This window comes from Pseudoalteromonas sp. APC 3358, assembly GCF_030408075.1.
GTDB lineage: Bacteria > Pseudomonadota > Gammaproteobacteria > Enterobacterales > Alteromonadaceae > Pseudoalteromonas > Pseudoalteromonas arctica.
Genome location: NZ_JASDCE010000005.1, coordinates 1 through 22,022, shown reverse-complemented (window position 1 = coordinate 22,022; position 22,022 = coordinate 1). Strand labels below are relative to the sequence as shown.

At 39.1% G+C, this 22,022-nt stretch carries 19 protein-coding genes, 3 tRNA genes and 2 rRNA genes; 7 read left to right on the top strand and 17 right to left on the bottom strand.

Going from position 1 to position 22,022, the window contains the following annotated elements; translation table 11 throughout:
- Positions 1-235 precede the first annotated feature (235 nt).
- The 4 genes from QL995_RS09195 to QL995_RS09180 form a co-directional block, all read right to left on the bottom strand.
- The gene (locus QL995_RS09195) at positions 236-409 is read right to left on the bottom strand and encodes a hypothetical protein (RefSeq protein ID WP_155945840.1); all 174 of its coding nucleotides are present in this window, start codon (positions 407-409) and stop codon (positions 236-238) included.
- Positions 410-422: 13 nt separating this feature from the next.
- Entirely contained in the window at positions 423-605 is a 183-nt protein-coding gene (locus QL995_RS09190) for a hypothetical protein (protein ID WP_290294034.1), read from the bottom strand.
- Between the two features lie 202 nt (positions 606-807).
- Complete coding sequence (locus QL995_RS09185; protein WP_290294033.1) at positions 808-2,049, bottom strand: HlyD family efflux transporter periplasmic adaptor subunit; 1,242 nt, start codon at positions 2,047-2,049, stop codon at positions 808-810.
- A gap of 131 nt (positions 2,050-2,180) precedes the next feature.
- Complete coding sequence (locus QL995_RS09180) at positions 2,181-3,197, bottom strand: site-2 protease family protein (RefSeq protein ID WP_101217613.1); 1,017 nt, start codon at positions 3,195-3,197, stop codon at positions 2,181-2,183.
- 166 nt (positions 3,198-3,363) lie between these two features.
- On the opposite strand from QL995_RS09180, the gene QL995_RS09175 reads away from it, so the two are divergent.
- A complete protein-coding gene (locus QL995_RS09175) occupies positions 3,364-4,575 on the top strand; it encodes an EAL domain-containing response regulator (protein WP_290294032.1) in 1,212 nt (403 codons plus the stop codon).
- Positions 4,576-4,607: 32 nt separating this feature from the next.
- On the opposite strand, the gene QL995_RS09170 is transcribed toward QL995_RS09175, so the two are convergent.
- On the bottom strand, positions 4,608-5,684 hold the full coding sequence (locus QL995_RS09170) for a hemolysin family protein (protein WP_024590554.1): 1,077 nt from the start codon (positions 5,682-5,684) through the stop codon (positions 4,608-4,610).
- A gap of 84 nt (positions 5,685-5,768) precedes the next feature.
- Between QL995_RS09170 and QL995_RS09165 the strand changes: the two genes are divergently transcribed.
- The gene (locus tag QL995_RS09165; RefSeq protein ID WP_290294030.1) at positions 5,769-8,264 is read left to right on the top strand and encodes a prolyl oligopeptidase family serine peptidase; all 2,496 of its coding nucleotides are present in this window, start codon (positions 5,769-5,771) and stop codon (positions 8,262-8,264) included.
- A gap of 216 nt (positions 8,265-8,480) precedes the next feature.
- Positions 8,481-9,185, top strand: coding sequence for a response regulator transcription factor (locus QL995_RS09160; protein ID WP_290294029.1), 705 nt, complete (start codon positions 8,481-8,483; stop codon positions 9,183-9,185).
- Here the strand turns inward: QL995_RS09160 and QL995_RS09155 are convergent.
- The 7 genes from QL995_RS09155 to nudE form a co-directional block, all read right to left on the bottom strand.
- Positions 9,182-10,693 (bottom strand): YifB family Mg chelatase-like AAA ATPase, encoded by a 1,512-nt coding sequence (locus tag QL995_RS09155; protein WP_024590552.1) that lies wholly within the window; start codon positions 10,691-10,693, stop codon positions 9,182-9,184. The two genes, QL995_RS09160 and QL995_RS09155, sit on opposite strands and share 4 nt — an antisense overlap.
- A gap of 34 nt (positions 10,694-10,727) precedes the next feature.
- On the bottom strand, positions 10,728-11,342 hold the full coding sequence (locus QL995_RS09150) for a trimeric intracellular cation channel family protein (RefSeq protein ID WP_007587018.1): 615 nt from the start codon (positions 11,340-11,342) through the stop codon (positions 10,728-10,730).
- A 564-nt stretch (positions 11,343-11,906) separates the two neighbouring features.
- A tRNA-Met gene (locus QL995_RS09145) sits at positions 11,907-11,983 on the bottom strand.
- 62 nt (positions 11,984-12,045) lie between these two features.
- A tRNA-Met gene (locus QL995_RS09140) sits at positions 12,046-12,122 on the bottom strand.
- Positions 12,123-12,201: 79 nt separating this feature from the next.
- Positions 12,202-12,278: transfer RNA gene (locus tag QL995_RS09135), tRNA-Met, on the bottom strand.
- A gap of 136 nt (positions 12,279-12,414) precedes the next feature.
- Complete coding sequence (cysQ, locus tag QL995_RS09130) at positions 12,415-13,218, bottom strand: 3'(2'),5'-bisphosphate nucleotidase CysQ (RefSeq protein WP_290294027.1); 804 nt, start codon at positions 13,216-13,218, stop codon at positions 12,415-12,417.
- The gene (nudE, locus tag QL995_RS09125) at positions 13,211-13,783 is read right to left on the bottom strand and encodes an ADP compounds hydrolase NudE (protein ID WP_007586548.1); all 573 of its coding nucleotides are present in this window, start codon (positions 13,781-13,783) and stop codon (positions 13,211-13,213) included. The genes cysQ and nudE overlap by 8 nt, the downstream gene beginning before the upstream one ends.
- Before the next feature lie 61 nt (positions 13,784-13,844).
- Here nudE and yrfG point away from each other — a divergent pair, with 61 nt between their 5' ends.
- Complete coding sequence (gene yrfG / locus QL995_RS09120; RefSeq protein WP_007378908.1) at positions 13,845-14,492, top strand: GMP/IMP nucleotidase; 648 nt, start codon at positions 13,845-13,847, stop codon at positions 14,490-14,492.
- 15 nt (positions 14,493-14,507) lie between these two features.
- Here the strand turns inward: yrfG and QL995_RS09115 are convergent, their stop codons facing one another.
- From QL995_RS09115 to QL995_RS09105, 3 genes are all read right to left on the bottom strand, one after another.
- Positions 14,508-15,131 carry a dUTP diphosphatase gene (locus QL995_RS09115; RefSeq protein WP_007586550.1) on the bottom strand — a complete coding sequence of 208 codons (624 nt, stop codon included), beginning with the start codon at positions 15,129-15,131 and terminating at the stop codon, positions 14,508-14,510.
- A gap of 105 nt (positions 15,132-15,236) precedes the next feature.
- Positions 15,237-15,605, bottom strand: coding sequence for a YacL family protein (locus QL995_RS09110; protein ID WP_024592461.1), 369 nt, complete (start codon positions 15,603-15,605; stop codon positions 15,237-15,239).
- Between the two features lie 116 nt (positions 15,606-15,721).
- Positions 15,722-15,946, bottom strand: a complete 225-nt coding sequence (locus QL995_RS09105; protein WP_002963009.1) for a hypothetical protein — start codon at positions 15,944-15,946, stop codon at positions 15,722-15,724.
- Positions 15,947-16,249: 303 nt separating this feature from the next.
- Here QL995_RS09105 and uvrD point away from each other — a divergent pair, with 303 nt between their 5' ends.
- The 3 genes from uvrD to QL995_RS09090 all read left to right on the top strand — a co-directional run bounded on the left by uvrD (position 16,250) and on the right by QL995_RS09090 (position 21,413).
- Positions 16,250-18,415 carry a DNA helicase II gene (gene uvrD / locus QL995_RS09100; RefSeq protein ID WP_007586555.1) on the top strand — a complete coding sequence of 722 codons (2,166 nt, stop codon included), beginning with the start codon at positions 16,250-16,252 and terminating at the stop codon, positions 18,413-18,415.
- Positions 18,393-20,462 carry a GNAT family N-acetyltransferase gene (locus QL995_RS09095; protein ID WP_290294026.1) on the top strand — a complete coding sequence of 690 codons (2,070 nt, stop codon included), beginning with the start codon at positions 18,393-18,395 and terminating at the stop codon, positions 20,460-20,462. The genes uvrD and QL995_RS09095 overlap by 23 nt, the downstream gene beginning before the upstream one ends.
- A gap of 102 nt (positions 20,463-20,564) precedes the next feature.
- Positions 20,565-21,413 carry a chemotaxis protein gene (locus QL995_RS09090; protein ID WP_197173315.1) on the top strand — a complete coding sequence of 283 codons (849 nt, stop codon included), beginning with the start codon at positions 20,565-20,567 and terminating at the stop codon, positions 21,411-21,413.
- Positions 21,414-21,590: 177 nt separating this feature from the next.
- Here the strand turns inward: QL995_RS09090 and rrf are convergent.
- Both rrf and QL995_RS09080 read right to left on the bottom strand, forming a co-directional pair.
- Positions 21,591-21,705, bottom strand: a 5S ribosomal RNA gene (rrf, locus tag QL995_RS09085).
- Positions 21,706-21,917: 212 nt separating this feature from the next.
- A 23S ribosomal RNA gene (locus QL995_RS09080) occupies positions 21,918-22,022 on the bottom strand; the annotation flags it as partial.

Genomic DNA, 22,022 nt, shown 5'->3' with positions numbered 1-22,022 from the left:
ATATTTTTTAAATATTCATATAAATAATAAGATGGGATCATTAAAAATATTATATATAATGGATAATATAAATCAGGACTTATTATTTTTTCATAAATATTAAAGATCAAATGAATTAATAAAATATAAAGTAAAGATAAGATAATTTTTTGAATATTATTCATACATTTTCCTGCGGCTTTTTAGAGCAGCTTTAAAAAGCTACTCTATTACCTCTTTCAGCTAAATATGCTAGTTAACAGGTCGGTTCACACCCTGCTTGTTTTGTTTCTTTAGAACTTTGGTATTGTTTGTACTTTTCATGTGCATAGCCAACAATAACCCCTGCAATAAAAGTAGCAGCTATAGCTCCTAATATAGGAAAACCACCACTAACATTACTTTGCTCTTTCTTGGTTAACTCTCTCATAATTAGTCCCTTATTAATTAGCTAAAGCTTTTCCAACTTCGTTACCTACAACACCAGCACCGCCTAAAGCTGCAGCAGCAGCCGTAGCTTTCGTTCCTGCTTTAACTATTTTATAAATTCTATAAGCAATAAGTGCTACAACTATAGGATTACCACCATTTACGTCTTTAATTTCATTTACGTTTAATTCACGCATAATGTTATACTCCATAAATCCGATGCTTTTTAGTTAAGTCATCGGGTTGTTAATATGCTCCCCTTCAATAAAGGTGAGCGATTAATAGGCTGGCTTTAGCTGCTCGCTAAAGTTAACTAAAGCTGGCCGTCTTTTTCGGTTGTTTGCATTTAGCAAACCACCAAAACTTTCAAATTTTTCTTCATTTTATAAAACGCTACACTTAACTTACGCGCCCTTTTAGGCTGTACAGTGGCTCGAGTAACCACTCGATTAATGTGCGCTGCTCCAACATAATATCTGCCTCAAACAACATGCCGCTTTTCAGCTCAAACGCCTTACCATAGGCCTGCATTTGCTGTTGGCTGAGTGTTGCTCGCAAACGGTACACAGGCTCTTGCAGGGTAATAGGCAGGCGTATTTCATTTGGGGTAATGAGTGCTTTGTCGATGCGGATAATTTTACTGTTAATGAAACCAAAGCGTTGATAAGGGAAAGCATCAAAACGCAGGCGCGTATCGTTACCTAGCTGTATAAAGCCTGCTGAACGTGTTGGTAGCAGCAACTCTGCTACTAGCTCTGAGCCTTCGGGAATAATATGCAACAGTGGTTTGGCTTGGGTAAGTGTTTCGCCTTCAACCACTTGAATGCCAGTAACAACACCGCTGTTACTGGCTGTTATGGTATATTGATAGTTACTTTTAATTTGTGTGAGCTGGTTTTGAATATCCGCTTGTTGGCGTTTAAGACTATTTATACGCAACGTATACTGCTGGGGCACATTGGCAATATTAAAGCTAAGTTGACTTAATTGGTTTTCTTGCTGCATCAGCAAGCGCGCTAGGTTTTGTTTTTCTTGCTTAGCATCTAACAGGGCTTGCTGCTGTTGCTCTCGCTCGATGTTTGATAAAAAGCCATTTTTATTAAGTTGATTAAGGTTGCTTTGTTGGCGGTTAAGTAGCCCTAATTTTTCATCAGCTAGAGCAAGTTGACTTTGTAATGCAGCTTGCTCATTAGTAAGTGCACGTTTTTGCGCGTGCAAGTTAAGTGACTCTTGCTTTTGTAGGGTAAGGTTTTGTGTTATCTCATCATTGAGCAACTGTATTTGCATACTTAGCTGCTCAACAAGCTGGGTACTCAAGGCTATGCCTTGGCTGTTATTTTGCTGCACAATAATGGTCGCCAACGGCTGACCTTTAGTAACGGCATCACCCTCTTGTACAAATAGCAGCTCAATCATACCACCTTGACTAGCAAAGCTTTGGATTATCCCTTTATTGGGTATTAAAAACCCCCGCACTGTTTCCTTGCGTGAATATTCTGCTGTAAATAAAAAGCTTATCACTACAATCGCAATACATACCAAAACAAATACGATAAGTTTTATTGATAGTGGTTGTGCTAGCGTAATCACACCAGTTAAACGCTCACTTTGCTGAGCGACAGCTTCCTTTCTAAATAACATCCAGTTGATCCGCTAAGATTGTTCTAATTTATATTACACTAGAATTCAATTAACAATAAATCAACATAAAAGTCGAAAAATAAAATATTAATGCAAAAAACTAACTTATTTAGTTAGAAAAAATAAAAATACTAGCTCGATAAAATAGTCATCGGCAGGCTCAATATTGGATTTTCCGAATCGGCAAAGTGCATCATTACAGCTACATGCCCAGCTACTACAATTGCATACATAACCGCTGAAAAACCTTGGCCATATTTATCTAGTGGCATTAAATGTGAATAGTGACGGCCTCGCCATTCAAATACAATTTCCAGCGCACCTACAAACAAAAAGAATACCAGTAACATTAAGCCAAATGTGTAGCTCAGCCATAAACCAAACAGTACACCGAGTAAACATACACTTAAACCAATCCATGAACGCATTGAAAAGCTGATACTTTTTAATACATGCCCGCCATCAAGCGGCAAAATTGGTAACAAGTTGAATAAATTTAATAACGCACTAAGAACCGCCACACCTGCAAATATTTCCATCTCGGTGGCGTAATATAAAACGACACCCAGTACCGAGGTAATTAAACCAAATGCAGGCCCCATTAGCGATATAACGACATCTTGCCAACGAGTCGTTATTTTATCGTCACTTACAGCTAGCCCACCTACAAATGGGATTAAGTAAATACCTTTAGTTTTTATGCCAAAGTATTTCATTGCTCGCACATGGCCGTATTCGTGTACAACTAAACACCCAATTAGCATTAATGCAAATTCTATACTAAATAACCACGCATAGCCTGCAACAGAAGCCCCTGCAAGCACTACTTTAATTACTTTAGCACTTTTAAAAAGCTTAAAACCTAATGCAGCCAGACCTAAAAAGCCTTTTTTAGGTGACCCATTTGTAGGTGCTGGTAACGCAAGTTGTGTTGCAAATTGATCATCTACAAAGAGCGAAATGCTTTGCTCTTTCACCGCCGCTGTATCGATACCTATTACTTTGTTGTCGTAAGTAAATTGAAAATAGTTTTCACGAGGGTTATCAAAGGTAATGGCTTGTTGCGCGTGAAATACCTGCACAATTCTTTGCCCAGACACCATAAGCGAAAATGGTTGCTCGGCTAAAGTAAGATCTATTCTTATCATAATTAAGACCGTTTAAAATAATGGCGCTAGTATACCTAATCAGCTTAAAAACACGAGTGAAGGTGCTAGGTAACTATTTTCAAAATAAAAGTATTTGATACTGACAAAATAAAAAAACACTACTACTTTTATAGTAACTCCAAGCGATACATTGAAAGGGATAACAGTGGACAAAATAGTGCCTAATATTTTAGTTGTTGACGATTCAAAAGCAATTTTGATCGTTATGGAAGCTATACTTAACGAATTGGGTATGTCTAACACTATAACTACGTGCCTGAATGCAAAAGAAGCTCTTGAAAAAGTTAAAGAGGATATCAACTACTTTGATGCTATTTTTACTGATCTCAATATGCCCGAAATGGACGGCATGGAACTAATCCGCCACTTAGGAGAGTTACATTATCAAGGCGGTATTATAATTGTTTCTGAAATGGACCATAAAGTTATTAGCTTAGCTGCCAATCTCGCGAAACAACATAACGCTCACCTCATTGGTAATATTTCAAAGCCAGTGCAACTGTCTCAGGTTAGTAGGTTACTTATTAAAGTGGCGCAATTAAACAGCCACACTTTATTAAAAGAGTCAGTCATTTCAAAAGATGAGCTTATTGATGCATTAGAAAACGATGAAATAACGCCTTTTTACCAACCAAAAATAAACGCTGATAACAATAAAATTGAAAGCGTTGAAGTCTTAGCACGTATTTTATCAAGTAAAGACGGCAATATTATTTTACCTAACCGTTTTATAAACACTGCCGAGCAACACAACTTAATTAATCAAATTACATTTTCTCTTTTTGAAAAGGCCACCAGCGAATTCAAAAATATGAAAGCGCAACTAGGTCATGATTTTAAAATGGCATTTAATTTATCGCCAACTCAGCTCGACGACTTAAACTGCCCTAATAAATTACTGCTCATTTTAGAATTAAACCAACTCACGCCTAGTAACATAATTATAGAAATAACAGAACAACATGCACTCTCAAGCCTAATGCAATTAGAAACACTAAACAGATTAAGAATGCATGGCTTTGGTATATCGCTAGACGACTTTGGTGTTGGTTTTACTAATATGAATCAGCTTCGAAATCTTCCTTTTACTGAAATTAAAATAGACCGTTCACTTATTAGCCATATAGAAACAGATTTATTTTCTCAAGTGGTCGTAAGTTCGTTATTTAATATTACGAGTAAAGATAATTTAGACTTAGTAGCAGAAGGCGTTGAACGCCCAGAAGAGCTCGTTTATTTAAGGCATTATAAAAGAAAACTAGCTATACAAGGTTTTTTATTTAGCCGCCCTAAACCACAAGACGAATTTATATCTTGGGCTAAAGATTGGCTGAAAACTGATGGCAGCCCCGCTTAAAGAGGTATTAATATTTAATCGGGGCTGGTTAACTAATTATCACCCCGAGTGTGTTTATCTTCTTCACTGACTATATGCGCACTACTTGCTAAACGTTTGTGCCAACGCTGCCTTGCTACTGCGCGCATATTAGTAGATTGGTCACGCTCATCTACAATCTCTAGCCCCATTAAAGCTTCAATCATATCCTCTAGCGTTACAATACCTTGCACGTCACCGTACTCATCTACAACTAGGCATATATGCGTGCGCTTTGTTAAAAGAGTTTGCAGTAACGACGATACATTTTGAGAACTCGGCACCGTATAAATAGGCTTAATCAATTTGCTAATTTTGTAATCGGTACCTAAACGGTGAAATGCCAGCATAATATCGTTTTTATGCACAAACCCAACAATATCGTCGCTGTCTTTATCAAATACCAATATACGAGAAAATGACGACGAGCCGTGATCGTTTAAATACTGATTCACTGTTAAGTCTTTGTGGATTTTAAAAATTACAGTTCGAGGCGTCATTAAGTCGCATAATTTTGCATGTCTAAAATGCAATAAATTACGAATTATTTCGGACTCATCCTGATGTAATGCACCCGACTCCGTACCTATATCAGCCATTGCCTCTATCTCTTGACGAATATAGTAAGCCTCATCGTGCTTTGGACCCATTAAATTTGTTAGCTTTTGTGCAAACCATACAAAAGGCTTTAGCGATATAACTAAAAACCGCAAAGCGTAAGTAACACTTGGCGTTAGAGCTCGCCAGTAATTAGCCCCCAAGGTTTTAGGGATAATTTCAGAAAGAATTAATACGAGGAATGTCATAATGGCTGATGCAATGCCTACAGCCGCATCGGAAAACACGACAGCTGCCTGTGCGCCTACCCCAGCAGCACCCGCAGTATGGGCAACCGTATTTAAAGTTAAAATAGCAGCTAAAGGCTGATCTATATTGTTTTTAAGTTTTTCGAGCTGTTTAGCAAGCTCAGGGTGATCTTTTCTAAGTGACGCAACATAACTGGGCGAAATACTTAATAGCACAGCCTCCATCACAGAACATAAAAACGAAATAACAATCGCCACTACCATATAAACTATCAGTAAAGTCACTTTCTCTCCTCTATATTGGATATGTGAGCATGGTATCAATACATGCTATATTTGGCCAAACTTCCAATAATAATAGGCATAATAATGAAATTTAGCGCACCTTGGTGTCATCAAAATAAGCTACTTAAGCATGCTGCGACTCTTTTAACGCTTAGCAGTTTAAGCTTTGCTGCAATAGCTGCACCATTGGATAAATCAAAAATTCAGTTTATCGGCCCACTTGCCGAAGACATGCAGTTAAAGCCTTTTCAAACACCTCATGGCAATGCCATTATTAATAACCTATTGCCGCAACTACAAGCAGACTCAGATAGTTTTTCTGTATTTGGGAAAAAACAAAACTGGCAGCCGTTTAATAAAATCAATGCGCTCACTTTAGGTGGGTTACAGGCACTAAAATTTAATATTGAAACAACCCGCTTTACACAAGGTACGCTTACCTTAAAAGGGATTGAGCAAGGTCAGTTATTTATTAATGGCGAACTACAAACAGGCGATAAAAATAGCTATAAGTTAGCTTTAAATAACAGTACTCACTCTATTTTAATAGTAGCCCAACAAGTAGCTAATTGGCACGACGTAATGCTTGATTTTGCACCTAAAAGCGACGTTGATAAAATTACGCTTAGCGCCTCACAAACAAAACGCTTATCTGCAAAGCAATTGTTTGATGCCCCTACAATCAGCCAATTATCACTCGCACCTAATGCTAAGCAGTACGTTACTACTACTCGCACTTATAGCGATAAAACACAAAACCAAGCAAATACAGTTACTGTACTTAAAGATTCAGATAATCAAACGCTTTATCGCTTCGAAGCAGGCCAACCAAGTAACATTATTTGGAGTCCAGATAACCAATATTTAGTGTATTTGTTAAATGGTGAGCTTAAACAACTTAGCCGTAAAAACTTCTCAATAAAAACATTAGCAAACGATTTAGAAGGAGCCAATGGCTTTACCTTTTATAACGACACCAGTCTTTTGTTTAGCTGGTCTAAATCACCTGAGAGCACTAACAGCTTAACCAAGCACTATAAAGGTCTACAAGATCGCTGGTCGTATGCACGTACCACCAGCCAAATTTATATGCTTGATACTAAAAGTGGTTTAACAAAAGCACTTAGCCAAGGTCCTCTTTCTTACAGCCTTGAAGATTCAAATAGTAACCGTGGCAAAATATTAATGAGCCGCCCAGTAATGGCAATGCAAGCATCAACCCACCCTGAAACAGAGTTAGCTGAACTCGATTTAAAATCAAACAAGCTTTCATCGCTTGGTAAATTCAAAACGTTTAATTTAGCCAAATACGCAAATAAAGATATTTATGTGGTTGCAGGCCCTGACTTTAAAAATGGCGTAGGTAGAGCTCTACCAAAAGCAATGCTTGCTAATAACTACGACGGGCAACTTTACCTACTTACTGAAGGCGGTAAAAACGTAAAAGCACTTAGTAAACAATTCGATTCTGCTATTGGCCAACTGCAAGTTTTAGAAAACGGCGATGCGCTCATTAAAGTAACAGAGCAAGACACTCAACCGCTTTACCTATTTGATTTAAGTAAACAGCGCTTTAAAAAGTTAAATACAGGATTGGATATTGTTGAACAATTTAGTTACTCACACGACCGTAATACCGAAATTTTATTAAGTGGCACTAACGCTTTAGCGCCACAACAGCTAAAACGCCTTAACGTAAGTAAAAATAAAACAGATTTAATATGGGATTCAAAACCAAGTAGCTATGCAAATACACGACTCCCTACATTAGAGGAGTTTAATTTTAAAAATAAACATGGGGTTGAAATAACTGGCCGCGTTTATATTCCTAGCAATTTAGATAAAACTAAAAAGCACCCGGCGCTCGTGTATTACTACGGCGGCACTTCACCAGTTACGCGTGGTTTTACAGGTCGTTATCCGTTTAACTTATGGGCAGAAAATGGCTACGTTGTTTATGTAGTACAGCCTACTGGCGCAACAGGGTTTGGACAAAAGTTTTCAGCGCAGCATGTTAATGCCTGGGGCGACTACACTGCAGACGATATTATCGAAGGCACGCAAGCCTTTTTAAAGAAATACAACTATGTTGATAGTGAAAAGATAGGAAATTTAGGGGCATCATACGGTGGCTTCATGACCATGTTATTGGCAACTAAAACCGATATATTTAGTGCTTCAATAGCTCATGCGGGTATTTCTAATATTACCTCGTATTGGGGTGAAGGTTGGTGGGGCTACTTATATTCTGGCGAAGCATCAAAAAATAGCTTTCCGTGGAATAACCCTGAGCTTTACAGCAAGCACAGCCCTGTGTTTCATGCCGACAAAGTAACAACTCCTATGTTACTTCTTCATGGTGATAGCGATACCAATGTACCTGTTGGCGAAAGTTTAACCATGTACACTGCGCTTAAACTGCTTAATAAGGACGTAGAGTTAATCGAATACAAAGGCGCCGACCACCAAATTTTTGCACGCGATAAACGATTTGATTGGTGGAACACCATGCTTGCATACTTTGATAAAAAGCTAAAAGATGAACCTCAATGGTGGGACTCAATGTATAAAAATGACTGAGTCTAAACCTTTAAAATAACGACTTAATACATATTTATTAATAGTAGTATTAATTATTTAGCACCTTTTAATTAGTTTAAAGGTGCTAACCTCATCCTCTAATAACGTCTTATACACCTTTGAAATATTAAGTTACTTAAAACTAATAAACCCCCTTCTCAGCATTTACCTAATGGTGCTACCATACAGAGCTATAAGCATTCAAAATAAAGTACTATGGCTATTAATGTTTTATTGGTTGAAGACGATGAACTACTCGTTAAACGCATCCAAAATCACTTTGCAGATACCGAATTTACAATAGAGGTAGACCCAACTGGCGCTGATGCACTTAACATTGTAAGGCAGCGGGTAAACCTGCGCGGTGCTATATCATTAGCCATAATTGACATTGTTTTGCCAAAGCGTGATGGGCTTCAGCTGGCAAAAGAATTAAACACACTTACCGATATTGGCGTTATTGTATTATCGAGTCGTGACTCCCAAGCCGATCGTATTGCAGGCCTTGCACAAGGTGCTGATGACTATATTTGTAAGCCTGTCGATTTACTTGAGTTAGAACTTCGCATGCGCGCGCTCTATAAGCGTGTTGCCGTTAACCTAGAAGACGACGAAAGCGAAGAATTTATAGAATATGCTGACTTTAAGCTTCACCCCGATAACCGCACACTAATTACTGCTGTAGGCGTTGAATCACGCTTAACCGAAGCCGAACATAAAGTGCTTATTTGCTTAATTAGTAATGCAGGTAAAGCCACATCCCGTGAAAAAATATCAGAAGAAATAGGCCAGCCCGATTGGAGTCCAAACGATCGTACTGTTGATGTGCTGATTGGTCGTTTACGTAAAAAATTAAATGACGAAAAAGATCAAAAACGCATTGTTACCGTACGCGGTAAAGGGTATATGCTTTCTATTTAATACTTAGTTAATTGCGCAATAAGGCGCTCAAATGCGCGGTAATTAAGTGCCTCTTTAAGCTCATTTAAACTAATGTTTTCAGCGCCTTTTAAATCACTAATAGTACGCGCCACTTTAATCACTCTATGATAAGAGCGTGGCGATAAAGACAACTTCTCGCTTGCTCTGGCTAAAAACTGTAACTCTGCTGGCGCCAGTACACAGTGCACACTCATTTCTTTATTATTAAGCCTCGCATTAACCTTACCTTGGCGTTTTAGTTGTAGGTAATAAGCCGCTTCAACTCTTGCTCTAACCTCTGCACTACTTTCCTCCGGCTGAGTACTTTGTAGTTCAACACTCGTTAAACGAGGTAGTTCTATTTGCAAATCAATACGGTCAATAAAAGGTCCCGACACGCGCGATAAATAACGCATAACTTGATCGGGAGTTGCCCGCTTATCTGTATGACTCCCTGTTGGGCTTGGATTTAATGCTGTAATAAGCTGAAACTGCGCCGGAAACTCCATTTGCCTAGCTGCACGTGAAATAGTAACCGTACCGGTTTCCATTGGCTCACGCAGTGAATCAAGCACCTTGCGTTCGAACTCAGGCAATTCATCCAAAAAAAGTACGCCATTGTGTGCCAGTGAAATTTCACCAGGCTTGGGATTTGAAGAGCCCCCCACCAAAGCAACAGCTGAGCACGTATGATGTGGATTACGAAATGGCCGCTGTCGCCAATTAGTTAAATCTATGGATTGTCCAATAATAGAGTAAAGCGCAGCTGTCGAAATAGCTTCATCGTCCGACATAGTAGGCATTATAGTTGCCATTCGCTGGGCCAGCATCGATTTACCAGTACCTGGAGGGCCTAAAAAAAGTAAATTATGCCCGCCAGCTGCAGCAATTTCGAGTACTCGCTTTGCACCGGGCTGACCTTTCACATCGCTTAAATCAAGTAAAAAGTCAGGGGCTTGTGTGCAGTCGGGATACTCTATATTTAATGGTAAGGGTTGTTGATTAAGTAAATCCCCCCACACTTCTTGAATAGAGCTTACGGCTTTGCGTTTAACGCCATTAACTAGGCTTGCTAGGCTGTCGTTTGCAAGAGGTAAAAAGCAGCAACGATCTTGCTCTTTTGCAGCAAGTACCGAAGGTAAAATAGCGTTTACACCACGCACCTCACCATTAAGAGCAAGCTCACCATAAAACTCGTACTTGTGAATATCAGGACACACTATTTGCCCAGAGGCGACTAGAATACCCACCGCAATAGCAAGATCAAACCGTCCACCATCTTTTGGCAAATCGGCTGGGGCTAAATTTACAGTTATTCGTTGATCGGGAAAACCAAATTGTGAGTTTTCGAGTGCGCTACGTACTCTATCTTTTGATTCTTTAACGGACGCTTCGGGCAGGCCTACTATATGAAAAGCGGGTAAACCATTTCCTAGGTGAACTTCTACAATAACTTCAGGGGCATTTATACCCACTTGAGCACGAGAAAATATACGAGCTAACGACATTCCTTATCCTAGTAAATGGTGTGATTACACCAGTTTAGTCAGGATATTTAAAAACGTGTAATGTGATTTGCCATTTTATAGCAGCTAAACGAAGTAATAAGGTCATTAACATACCTAATACCATCGCCATTTCGGTTACTAACGAAAAGCTAATGCCAAGCGTATAAACAGTGCCACCCGCTATACAGGTAATAGCGTAAAGCTCACCTTTTAATAGCATAGGGATCTCGCGTGCAAGCACATCTCGAATTAATCCACCAAAGCAGCCTGTAATTACAGCCATAATTACCGCTGTCATATCGGGCATACCAACAAGCTGCGCTTTTTGCGCCCCCATTACTGCAAAAAAAGCTAAACCAAACGCATCCGCTGTTTGTAAAATATAATGAGGTATCGGCTTTTGTTTATTTATAAGGCGTGTTGTAACAAATACTGAAGCTAGTATGGCAAAAAAGTAACTTTGATCGTGTAACCAAAACACAGGAACATCTAAAATTAGATCTCGCACTGTACCACCACCAATAGCAGTTACCGTCGCTAAAACTACGACTCCAAAGCCATCCATTTTTTTTTCGTACGCTAGCAAAGTGCCCGACACAGCAAACACCGCAATGCCTATTAAATCAAACCAGTGATAAAGTTCTGTCATGTGATGTGTATTGTTACTTAAAATCTTTTAACCGTTTTAACATAAAATACTCTTTTTTAAAAAATAAGTTATTTGTTAAACGTCACAGATATTAGAGTAAAGTCATTAAATAAAGCAGAATATAAGGTATTTTATCAAACTGCTGACACAAAAAATCACTCGATAAAGAGTGCGATTTTGTTTTAAATTTTTAGATATTTAATTTCAGTGGTTGCGGGAGCTTGGGTTTATAAAAAGCGAACCGACGACCTTCGCTTACTTATGCAGAGTATTTTGCGTAGTAACGGTGAGTTTTATAATTATAGGAATTCATTAAACTGCAGACGCAAAAAATCACTCGATAAAGAGTGCGATTTTGTTTTAACTTTTTAGGTATTTAATTTCAGTGGTTGCGGGAGCTTGAGTTTGTAAAAAGCGAACCGACGACCTTCGCTTACTTGTGCAAAGTGTTTTGCGCAGTAACGGTGAGTTTTATAATTATAAGAATTTATTAAACTGCAGACGCAAAAAATCACTCGATAAAGAGTGCTATTTTGTTTTAACTTTTTAGGTATTTAATTTCAGTGGTTGCGGGAGCCGGATTTGAACCGACGACCTTCGGGTTATGAGCCCGACGAGCTACCAGACTGCTCCATCCCGCGCCTGAAATTTGTAGACTTGTTTAAAGTTGCTTACATTACAACTTGGCTTCCAATTAAAGAATTGGTTGCGGGAGCCGGATTTGAACCGACGACCTTCGGGTTATGAGCCCGACGAGCTACCAGACTGCTCCATCCCGCGCCTGTATATTTTAAGTCTATCGACTACTTTATTTTATCTCTTAAGCTAGAGTTTACAGTAACCAAATCTTATAAAAAATTGGTTGCGGGAGCCGGATTTGAACCGACGACCTTCGGGTTATGAGCCCGACGAGCTACCAGACTGCTCCATCCCGCGCCTGTAATTTCTTTAAAACATTTTCGTAATATTTACGAGCCTGCCTTGAAGAGAGCGCTACTATATAGGAATAAACATTTAATGCAAGGCCTAAACTAATTAAAGTTGTTCAACCGGACAAAAAGCAATCAAATTGCTATTCTGTGCTCAACCTTTGATGCGGATTAATCATTTTTTGCCATTCCCAGTCTGGATGTCCCATCACTATAAAGTCAGGGTTCTCAGTACTCTCGCGTTGATTGTACGTTAGCGGGTTAAATTCTGCATCGGTAATACAACCACCGGCTTCTTCAACAATAACTTGTGAAGCACCTGTATCCCACTCTCCCGTTGGACCAATTCTTAAAAAACAATCTGCTTTGCCTTCTGCAACAGTACAAGCTTTTAATGAGCACGAACCAATAGCAATAGTTGTAAACTGACTATTTAAATACTGACTCACCGCTTCTATTTTTTGGCGGCGGCTCACTGCAAGCGTCAAGTTCTCTGGCGGCGCTACAGATATTTGCTTATCAATTGAGTTTTCACGTTTAAAGGCACCATTTTTAGCTGTAGCAAAATAAGTCACACCTTTTGCAGGCCAATGAATAACTCCAAGCACAGGATGATTATTTTCAATCAATGCAATGTTTACTGCAAAGTCGCCACTTTCTAAAATAAATTCGCCTGTACCATCCATCGGATCGAGCAACCAATAGCGCTGCCAGTCCTGTCTGTCGGCGAGTGCAGGTATAGGTGTTTCTTCCGACATAATTGGGATATCGGGCGCTAAGACTTTTAATCCAGCAACCAGTACGTCATTTGCTGCTAAGTCAGCTTTGGTAACAGGCGTATTATCTGATTTCTCTTGTTGGCCAATATCGCCTTTTTTATAAATGGCCATAATTGCATCGCCAGCACGCTCAGCTAATTCAATACACGGTTCGATTAATTTATTCATCGGCAGCTCCAGACGCTAAATACTTATCTAATAATAGCAAAGCTGCAACACTGCGTGCTTCGGTAAAATCTTCTTGGTCTAATAATGACTGCCACTGAGTTAATGGCCACTTAACAACAACAAGCGGCTCTGGTTCGTCGCCAATAAGGGTTTGTGGGTATAATTGCTTAGCAAATAAAATATGCATAGTGGCATTAAAGTAACTCGGCGCCATTGTTACTGTTCTTAATGGTTTAAAATACTCAGCACCAAAGCCAATTTCTTCTTTAAGCTCTCTGTTAGCAGCTTGCTCTGGCGTTTCGCCCGGATCGATTAAGCCTTTAGGAAAACCTAACTGGTAATCGTTTGTGCCCGCACAGTATTCACGTACAAGTAGTAATTCGTTGTCTGCACTTAACGGAACAATCATCACTGCTCCCCGGCCACCGCCGCGAATTCGCTCATACTGGCGCTCTTCGTTATTAGAAAACTTTAGCTCTAAAGACTCCACAGTAAACAGGCGGCTTTTAGCGACAACATTGTTACTGAGGATTTGTGGTGGTGTTGGGTGCTTTTTCTGTGTCATTGGCGTTAATTTGCTATCATGGCAGTTAGTTCAATAATAAACCTTATAAGTTGAAATTCCTATGTTAAATTGGTCAAAAATCGATACCGTTTTGCTCGACATGGATGGAACATTACTCGATTTACATTACGACAGTCATTTTTGGCTTAACGTTATTCCTGCGCAACACGCATTAGCAAGGGGCATTAGCCTAGATGCAGCTAAAGCAGATATTTTAAAACGCTATCAAGCTGTGAGCGGTCAAATACAGTGGTATTGTTTAGATTATTGGGAGCAGCAATTAAGCTTGCCTATAATGGAGCTTAAACGAGAGTCTCAGCATTTAATTAAAATGCGCGAAGACGTACCTCATTTTTTAACTGAGCTTAAAAAAGCAGGCAAAGAGTTAATTTTACTTACCAACGCCCACCCTGAGAGTGTCATGCTTAAATTTGAGCATACAGCGATTGATAACTACCTAGATGGCGTAGTGTCTACTCATGAATATGGAGTAAGTAAAGAGCAACAAAGTTTGTGGCACCAAGTACAAAAAGACTTAGGGTTTAATAAGCAGCGTACTTTGTTTGTAGATGACAGTGTGCCGGTATTAAATGCCGCACGAGAATACGGCATCGAGCACTTACTTGCAGTTGCTAACCCAGATAGCCAACAACCACATAACGAAATAGCCGATTACCTAAGTGTTACCGACTATCGTAAGATTATCTAACTCAACTTACGTGACTTAAATTTTTGGGTAACGCGCTTCTAGCCCTTGATATACTAACTTTGCAAAATCTGCATGTTCTGTATCAAGGCTTTTAACTACTTCAACTAAATGCTCGTTATCTTCTTGCCCATTCCATTCTTTAATATAGCTACCATCTTTGTAACCGTGATCTTGGCGGAAAAAGTTTAACGTGTTTTTACCTACGTAGCCGCGATATAAATCATCAATATCCATACCCATTTGCGCCATACAGCCGGCAAAGGCACCTGCATTAAACGTTTTATCAGCAACAGCAGACGCCGCTAATATCTCTAGTGTTTGTTTAAAATCATCAGCTTGTTGAGCATTACTAAGCTCAGTTTCAAGTTGCTTTGCTAAGTCTTCGTAGCTAGTTTCGCCGTCAATTCTAAGCGATAGACCAAAATGAAAAATATCAACCAACTCTAAAATAACTTGTTCAGTATCTGGTGTTTGTTTTTTCCACCATTTCCAACCATGATGATCCAACATTTCAGCACACTCAACCCAAATAGCGCGGTACCATTCAAACCCTTGAGTAAACCATTGCTCATGTACTTTAGTATTCATGGCGTTTTGCATTTCTAGCATCACTACTAGCTTGTTTAAATTGGCAGACATATCAGTTCCTGTCGTTTTGATTGGCGTAATGTTCGTTGGTGTAATAATACAGATAAAATGCTGATTGTGCATTGCTGTATATTTTTATTAGTGTGCTAGTTATGTTTATCGTGACGTCGTAAACTCATGCCATGAATCAATTAAATCAATGAAATCTTCAAAGCCACAACCACTACTTAAACCATTTTCTTCAAGCGCTAAATCGTCATCTTGATACGCTATTAGGTCTTCGCTGTCTTGATGAAGCGCATGGGCTTCAAATAATGCTTCGTCTTTCGTTAATATTAAATCTATTTCTTGGCCTTTTAGCGTTAGCGGCTCATAGCTTGAACTCACCGATGCAATAAGCGCTTGCACCATGGCTACTTTGTCTTTGCCTATTTCTTCGTTTAGCCAGCGACCAATAATAGCGTGTTCACTGCTTATTTTAATACGTAGCCCACTAATAGGGTCGCGAATAAATTGATATTCCATAGGGTTTGCCTGTAAATCTTTAATTGCGTAATTATATACGTAAACGCCCGTAAACCACAGGGCATATAAAGTAAAATAGCGCCACATGGGCGCTATTTTACTCAACTTTAAAACCGTTAACTTCGCGATCTATAACGCGCTGCGTCAATAATCGACCATAAGTAAATAATAGGCACAAGTACAAAGCCTACAAGCACATAAATTAGTGCGTAACTTATTATAATAGCGAGTGCAAAAAATATAGCCGCTAAAATACGCCCTTGCACTAACTGCCCTAAACCAGGAAAAAATATATTACATAATGCTGCGATTACGTTACCGCCAGAACCTTGATCTGCCATACTAACCTCTGTATTTATTTGATTTTATAATTATTTACTTACACACTCTATGCCAATTTATTAAAGCTTACAAATCAAATAGTTAAATTAGTCTAGATTTAGAGAGTTAGTAAATTTTGCTAACTTTAGGTCAAATTAGCAATTTTTGTTATGTGTTTGCACTTTTCTATTCGCTCAATTAATTAGCAAGTTACTCGTTTTGAACACTATTTTATAAATAGCTGTTTATAAAAACAGTATTTTATTTAGCCTAACAAAAACACCTGTTATACTGGCCACAATATTGATTAAAAAGGCGTAACGATGGACGTTTCACAATTACTCGATGGCTTAAATGACAAACAACGCGATGCCGTTGCAGCCCCACTACAAAACATGCTGGTATTAGCAGGTGCTGGGTCTGGTAAAACACGAGTGTTAGTTCATCGTATTGCGTGGCTTATGCAAGTTGAGCAAGCCTCCGCTTACAGTATTTTTGCAGTTACTTTTACTAATAAAGCCGCTAAAGAAATGCGTGGCCGCGTTGAAGAAACACTAAAAGCGCCTGTAGGTGGCATGTGGATTGGTACTTTCCATGGTTTATCGCATCGTATTTTACGTGCTCATCACCGTGAAGCTAATTTACCAGAAGCCTTTCAAATTTTAGACTCTGACGATCAGCTTAGAATGATCAAGCGCTTATTAAAGTCGATGAATATTGATGATAAAAAATGGCCAGCAAAACAATTTGGCTGGTATATAAGCGCTAAAAAAGATGAAGCACTTCGCCCTAAAGATATTCAAGCATACGATATTAATGAGCAAATGATGCTGCGTGTTTATGCCGCCTATCAAGAGGCCTGTGATAGAGCCGGCTTAGTTGATTTTGCCGAGATATTGCTACGCAGCTACGAAGTGTTAAAAAATAACCCTACGTTATTACGACATTATCAGCAGCGCTTTGCACATATGCTAGTAGACGAGTTCCAAGATACAAATACCATTCAATATGCTTGGTTAAAGTTACTTGCTGGCGATACTAACAGCATTATGATTGTAGGCGACGATGACCAAAGCATTTATGGTTGGCGTGGTGCTAAAATCGAAAACATTAAACGCTTTTTAACTGACTTCAGCGCAGAAACCATTCGTCTTGAACAAAACTACCGTTCAACCGCGACTATTTTGAAAGCGTCCAACGCATTAATTCAAAATAACTCAGAACGTATGGGTAAAAGCTTGTGGACCGACGGTAACGATGGCGAGCCAATCTCTATTTATGCAGCATTTAATGAGTTAGACGAAGCACGCTTTGTAAGTAGCAAACTACGAAGCTGGTTAAATGCAGGTAATGCCCTACAAGATGCCGCAATTTTATACCGTAGTAACGCGCAATCTCGTGTACTCGAGGAGGCCATGCTGCAAGAAGGCTTAAAATACCGTATTTATGGTGGTATGCGATTCTTCGAACGACAAGAAATTAAGGATGCGCTTTCGTATTTACGCCTAGTAGGTAATCGTCAAGACGATGCCGCGTTTGAACGTGTAATTAATACGCCAGCACGCGGTATTGGCGACAAAACATTGAGCCATATACGAGATTGTGCACGAGCAGAATCATTACCGCTTTGGTATGCCGCAAAAGCAATTGTAGAACAACAGCATTTATCTGGTCGTGCTTCTGGTGCAGTAAGTAAGTTTGTAGAACTAGTTGAACAAATAGAAGATAAAATTAGCGATCTAACTTTGCATGAGCAAGCCAAGTACACAATTCAAACCTCAGGCTTGATGGCAATGTACCAAGCTGAAAAAGGTGAAAAAGGCCGTGCTCGCGTAGAAAACTTAGAAGAACTAATTAGCGCATGTGACCAGTACGAACTTCCTGAAGACGAAGAATACAGCTCGCCTTTACAAGGCTTTTTAGCACATACATCACTTGAGTCAGGTGAAGGGCAGGCAGAAGAACACGAAGACGCCGTTCAAATGATGACACTTCACTCAGCTAAAGGATTAGAGTTTCCGCTAGTGTTTATGGTGGGCGTAGAAGAAGGCATGTTCCCTTCTCAGCAAAGTAACGAAGAGTCTGGTCGTTTGGAAGAAGAGCGCCGCCTTTGTTATGTAGGCATGACACGAGCAATGGATAAGTTATACATTAGCCATGCTGAGAGTCGCCGTTTATACGGGCAAGAAAAATACCATAGCCCATCACGCTTTTTACGCGAAATACCTGAGGACTGCGTAGAAGAAATCCGTATTAAAACACAGGTTTCTCGTCCACCTGCCGCCGGGCGTTTTAGCGCATCAGTTAGCCATGCCGCATTTGAAGACAGTGGCTTTAACTTAGGGCAACGAGTTTTGCATGCTAAGTTTGGTGTTGGTACCGTACTTAATTACGAAGGCAGTGGCGCGCAATCTCGCGTACAAGTTAACTTTGACGACCTTGGCAGTAAATGGTTAGTAACGGCCTATGCACGATTACAAGCTGTATAAATCTCACCTAAATGAGTTAGAACAACAACTAGCTGGCGCGTATCATCGTCAGCTAGTGTTGATTACCGGCAGCCCTGCTTGGTGTTATGAATTACTTAACTCATTAATAGATGAAAACAATACACTCGTTGTATCAAAGCAGTGCGCGATTAAAAATTCGTACTGGCCTACTCGCACTCACCAAATTTTAGGGCAAGAATTTGCTCATGCTGTTTATGATGGTTTTAGTGGTTTGCACCCTGATAAACTTGCAGCACTTACCGGCACTGTTAAAGCAGGCGGTATACTGTTTTTATTACTGCCCGAATTAAATGATTTAGCCTTTTGGCAAGACCCCTCATTAAGTACAGTGCAATCACACGGTCAAAGTATTGACTACAGTTTATTTAATCATCGTTTCGCGGCTATTATTAAGCGATTACCCGCTTTTCATTTTAGTGAACAAAATGGCTGTATTAGTAATCTCGTCAGCTCTGTTACGGATAATAAAATTGATTATCTACCACAGCAAAACTGCGTTGAACAAATAGTAAAAGTAGCTAATGGCCGTGCCAACAGACCTTTACTCATTAATGCTGATAGAGGCAGAGGTAAGTCGGCAGCACTTGGCTTAGCTGCCGCAAAATTGACTGATAAAAAAGTAATTATTTGCAGCACTCAGTTTAAAGCGACCCATAGTAGCTTTAAACATTTAGCTAACGAGCTGAGCCTTCAATACAACGCTGAACATAAACAGCTCGCCAACTTGCACTACGTTGCACCTGACGCGTTATTAAATGCATTACCTGTGTGCGATTTATTACTCATTGATGAAGCTGCCGCGATCCCTGTTCCGTTATTGCTAAAAATGCTAGCTCATTACCCTCGTATAGTATTTGCAAGTACACTGGTTGGGTATGAGGGCAATGGTAGGGGTTATACCATTCGCTTTAGTAACTATATAAAAGCGCACTATAAAGCCTCTAAAGTTGTAACGCTTGATGAGCCACTGCGTTTTGCTAAACACGATCCCCTCGAGAAGCACATTCGCACCTTGCTTGCACTCGATGCACAATATAAAGAGTTAAGTAGTGAGCAATTAGAGCAGCCAGTTCATAGCGAAATAACTCAGCAATCCCTTGTAAACAATGAGCCTTTACTGCAACAAGTTATTGCCCTGCTTGCATTGGCTCACTATCAAAGTAGTGTAAACGATTTACGCCAACTACTAGACGCGCCATCGCAACGAATATTCATCAGCAAAATTAACAATCAATTAGTTGGTGTATGTTTAATCGCAATAGAAGGTGGTTTAAGTGAAGAACTTGCTCTACAGGTTATAAGCGGAGAGCGCCGCCCACAGGGTCATTTAATGGCTCAAACCCTCTCACAACTTAGCTTTAATAATGACTACTTAACACAGTTGAGCGCTCGCGTTGTACGAATAGCGATTGATCCGAGCTCTCACAATATGGGCTTTGGTAAAAAGCTACTTAGCTATTGCGAGTCGCAAGTGAAAAGCCAATGTAATTGGTTTGGTGCAAGTTTTGGCGCAACAGCGCAGCTACTTAACTTTTGGCAAAAACAAGGGTTTGATACCGTAAAACTGGGTTATCAACGCGATAAAAGCACAGCTGAACATTCAGCGCTTGTGGTTAAATGCTTAAGCAATAAAAGTGCAATTATCCAACCTTTGAAAAAGCAGTTTAAAAACGACTTTTTTTATGCTCTTTTAACACATTTTAAAACACTAGATTGGCAACTTGTAAGTATTTTAATTGAAGGATTTAGCGATGAGTTAGTAAGCCCCGAGACTCGCGAACGATTAGCCTTGCTCGTAAACAGTAACTTCACTCAATTTAATATCTCTGCGACTCTCTGGCAGGTAGTGAATCAGTCTCCTTCTTGTATGTCTCAATTAACAGAGTCTGATAAACAACTTTTAATAAAGTTAGTGATGCAAAATGAATGTAATGAAAAAGTGATTCAACACTTAGGTTTATTAGGAAAAAAGCAGCTTGAGAATCAATTTAAACGTGCCATAAAAAACCTCACTAGTGCCATCTAATAACACCTAGTTACCTATCTCTATTAAATCTTATCCATCTTTAAGCTATTTATTTAATTTGTTCTATCCTTAAAGCATTAACAGGTAAATTAAGATAAAGGCATGGAATTAATAAACTTTAAAGTGGGCTGCAAAACAATTTCACTTAAAATACTCGATATTTTATTAACAGAGCGCTTTGACAATAATCTAACAACTTTACCCAACAATAATAAAAGCTTTATTGGTGTTAAAGATTATATGGATATACCAACGCCTGTGTTTGATTTAGGTATTATTTTAAATAATATCTCAACCGAACAAAGTAATGCGCATGTACTAAAACAACTAAGAACATGGCAAGAAAAACTATTAAACTGGTTCAATACCCTTCAAAGTACCTTGCTAAATAGCTCGGCTTCTATTTCAAGCAATGATGCAGAACTACAAGATTTTGTTCTGTTTTACAAAGAGTTCAACACCGATAATGAAGACTTAAAACTAACAATGTCTCGACTTAACGAACCTTTCCAATCATTGCTAGAAACGGTAAAAGAAGCTATATCAGCTCATAATCAAAGCGATTATAAACAAGTATCAGCTCTGCTCGAAAAAATTAAGCGTAGTAACCTAATTCAGCTAGAGCGTTTATTCGAATCAGCTAAAGAGCAAATAACCTTAGACTATAAACCTATTATTGTTTTTACCACTAAAGACGGCTTAAACCCACACGTAGGGTTATTGGTAGATAAAGTCGAAGATAATATCGACTATAAAAAAGAAGACATTAAACCACTAGATAAGCTCACTGAGGTTGGTTTTGATCTAGACCCACAAACTAAAAATATGATGCGAGGATTAATCAAGCTTTCACAAAAGCACAGTGTATTAATTGATCCAAGCGTAATATTTAAACCAACACAACTAGAAGAATCTGAAAGTGAAGAAACTCAAGCTTACGGACTATTTTAAATAGCCTTTAGATTTGGTTATAAACTTTAGTACTGAAGTAATGAGCTATTCAGCTCGACTTGTACATTTAGATAAATTGGAGAGAAATCGAGTGCGTAATGTTAGTTACTCATATTTCACTTTTTTGCAGACGTAAAAAAGCCCGAATCGTTAGATTCGGGCTTTCTACAATTTGAAGCCTGGTAATGTCCTACTTTCACATAGCAAATGCTACACTATCATCGGCGCTGTTTCGTTTCACTACTGAGTTCGGCATGGAATCAGGTGGGTCCAAAACGCTATTGTCACCAAGCAAATTAGGTGCAAAGAATCAATGACAAGCACGTAGTGCTACCATTTTCTTTGCGCAAGGTGCCTCAATGTTAACGCTACGCGCTAAGAGTCACCTCTTGAATTTGGAAAATATCTGATAATATTTTTTAAGTCTTTCTTAAGTAATTTCTACTTTAGTTATATTAACTTCTTCGCTTGTTTCACTATCACATAAAACGCGTTTGGCGTTGTATGGTTAAGCCTCACGGGTAATTAGTACAAGTTAGCTTAATGGCTCACACCACTTCCACATCTTGCCTATCAACGTTGTAGTCTTCAACGGCCCTTCAGAGACTT

Bases quoted from the DNA above. Each gene is read 5' to 3' on its own strand.
- QL995_RS09195 (WP_155945840.1), bottom strand. From the start codon at position 409: ATGAGAGAGTTAACCAAGAAAGAGCAAAGTAATGTTAGTGGTGGTTTT.
- QL995_RS09190 (WP_290294034.1), bottom strand. From the start codon at position 605: ATGCGTGAATTAAACGTAAATGAAATTAAAGACGTAAATGGTGGTAAT.
- QL995_RS09185 (WP_290294033.1), bottom strand. From the start codon at position 2,049: ATGTTATTTAGAAAGGAAGCTGTCGCTCAGCAAAGTGAGCGTTTAACT.
- QL995_RS09180 (WP_101217613.1), bottom strand. From the start codon at position 3,197: ATGATAAGAATAGATCTTACTTTAGCCGAGCAACCATTTTCGCTTATG.
- QL995_RS09165 (WP_290294030.1), top strand. From the start codon at position 5,769: ATGAAATTTAGCGCACCTTGGTGTCATCAAAATAAGCTACTTAAGCAT.
- QL995_RS09160 (WP_290294029.1), top strand. From the start codon at position 8,481: ATGGCTATTAATGTTTTATTGGTTGAAGACGATGAACTACTCGTTAAA.
- QL995_RS09155 (WP_024590552.1), bottom strand. From the start codon at position 10,693: ATGTCGTTAGCTCGTATATTTTCTCGTGCTCAAGTGGGTATAAATGCC.
- QL995_RS09150 (WP_007587018.1), bottom strand. From the start codon at position 11,342: ATGACAGAACTTTATCACTGGTTTGATTTAATAGGCATTGCGGTGTTT.
- cysQ (WP_290294027.1), bottom strand. From the start codon at position 13,218: ATGAATAAATTAATCGAACCGTGTATTGAATTAGCTGAGCGTGCTGGC.
- nudE (WP_007586548.1), bottom strand. From the start codon at position 13,783: ATGACACAGAAAAAGCACCCAACACCACCACAAATCCTCAGTAACAAT.
- yrfG (WP_007378908.1), top strand. From the start codon at position 13,845: ATGTTAAATTGGTCAAAAATCGATACCGTTTTGCTCGACATGGATGGA.
- QL995_RS09115 (WP_007586550.1), bottom strand. From the start codon at position 15,131: ATGTCTGCCAATTTAAACAAGCTAGTAGTGATGCTAGAAATGCAAAAC.
- QL995_RS09110 (WP_024592461.1), bottom strand. From the start codon at position 15,605: ATGGAATATCAATTTATTCGCGACCCTATTAGTGGGCTACGTATTAAA.
- QL995_RS09105 (WP_002963009.1), bottom strand. From the start codon at position 15,946: ATGGCAGATCAAGGTTCTGGCGGTAACGTAATCGCAGCATTATGTAAT.
- uvrD (WP_007586555.1), top strand. From the start codon at position 16,250: ATGGACGTTTCACAATTACTCGATGGCTTAAATGACAAACAACGCGAT.
- QL995_RS09095 (WP_290294026.1), top strand. From the start codon at position 18,393: ATGCACGATTACAAGCTGTATAAATCTCACCTAAATGAGTTAGAACAA.
- QL995_RS09090 (WP_197173315.1), top strand. From the start codon at position 20,565: ATGGAATTAATAAACTTTAAAGTGGGCTGCAAAACAATTTCACTTAAA.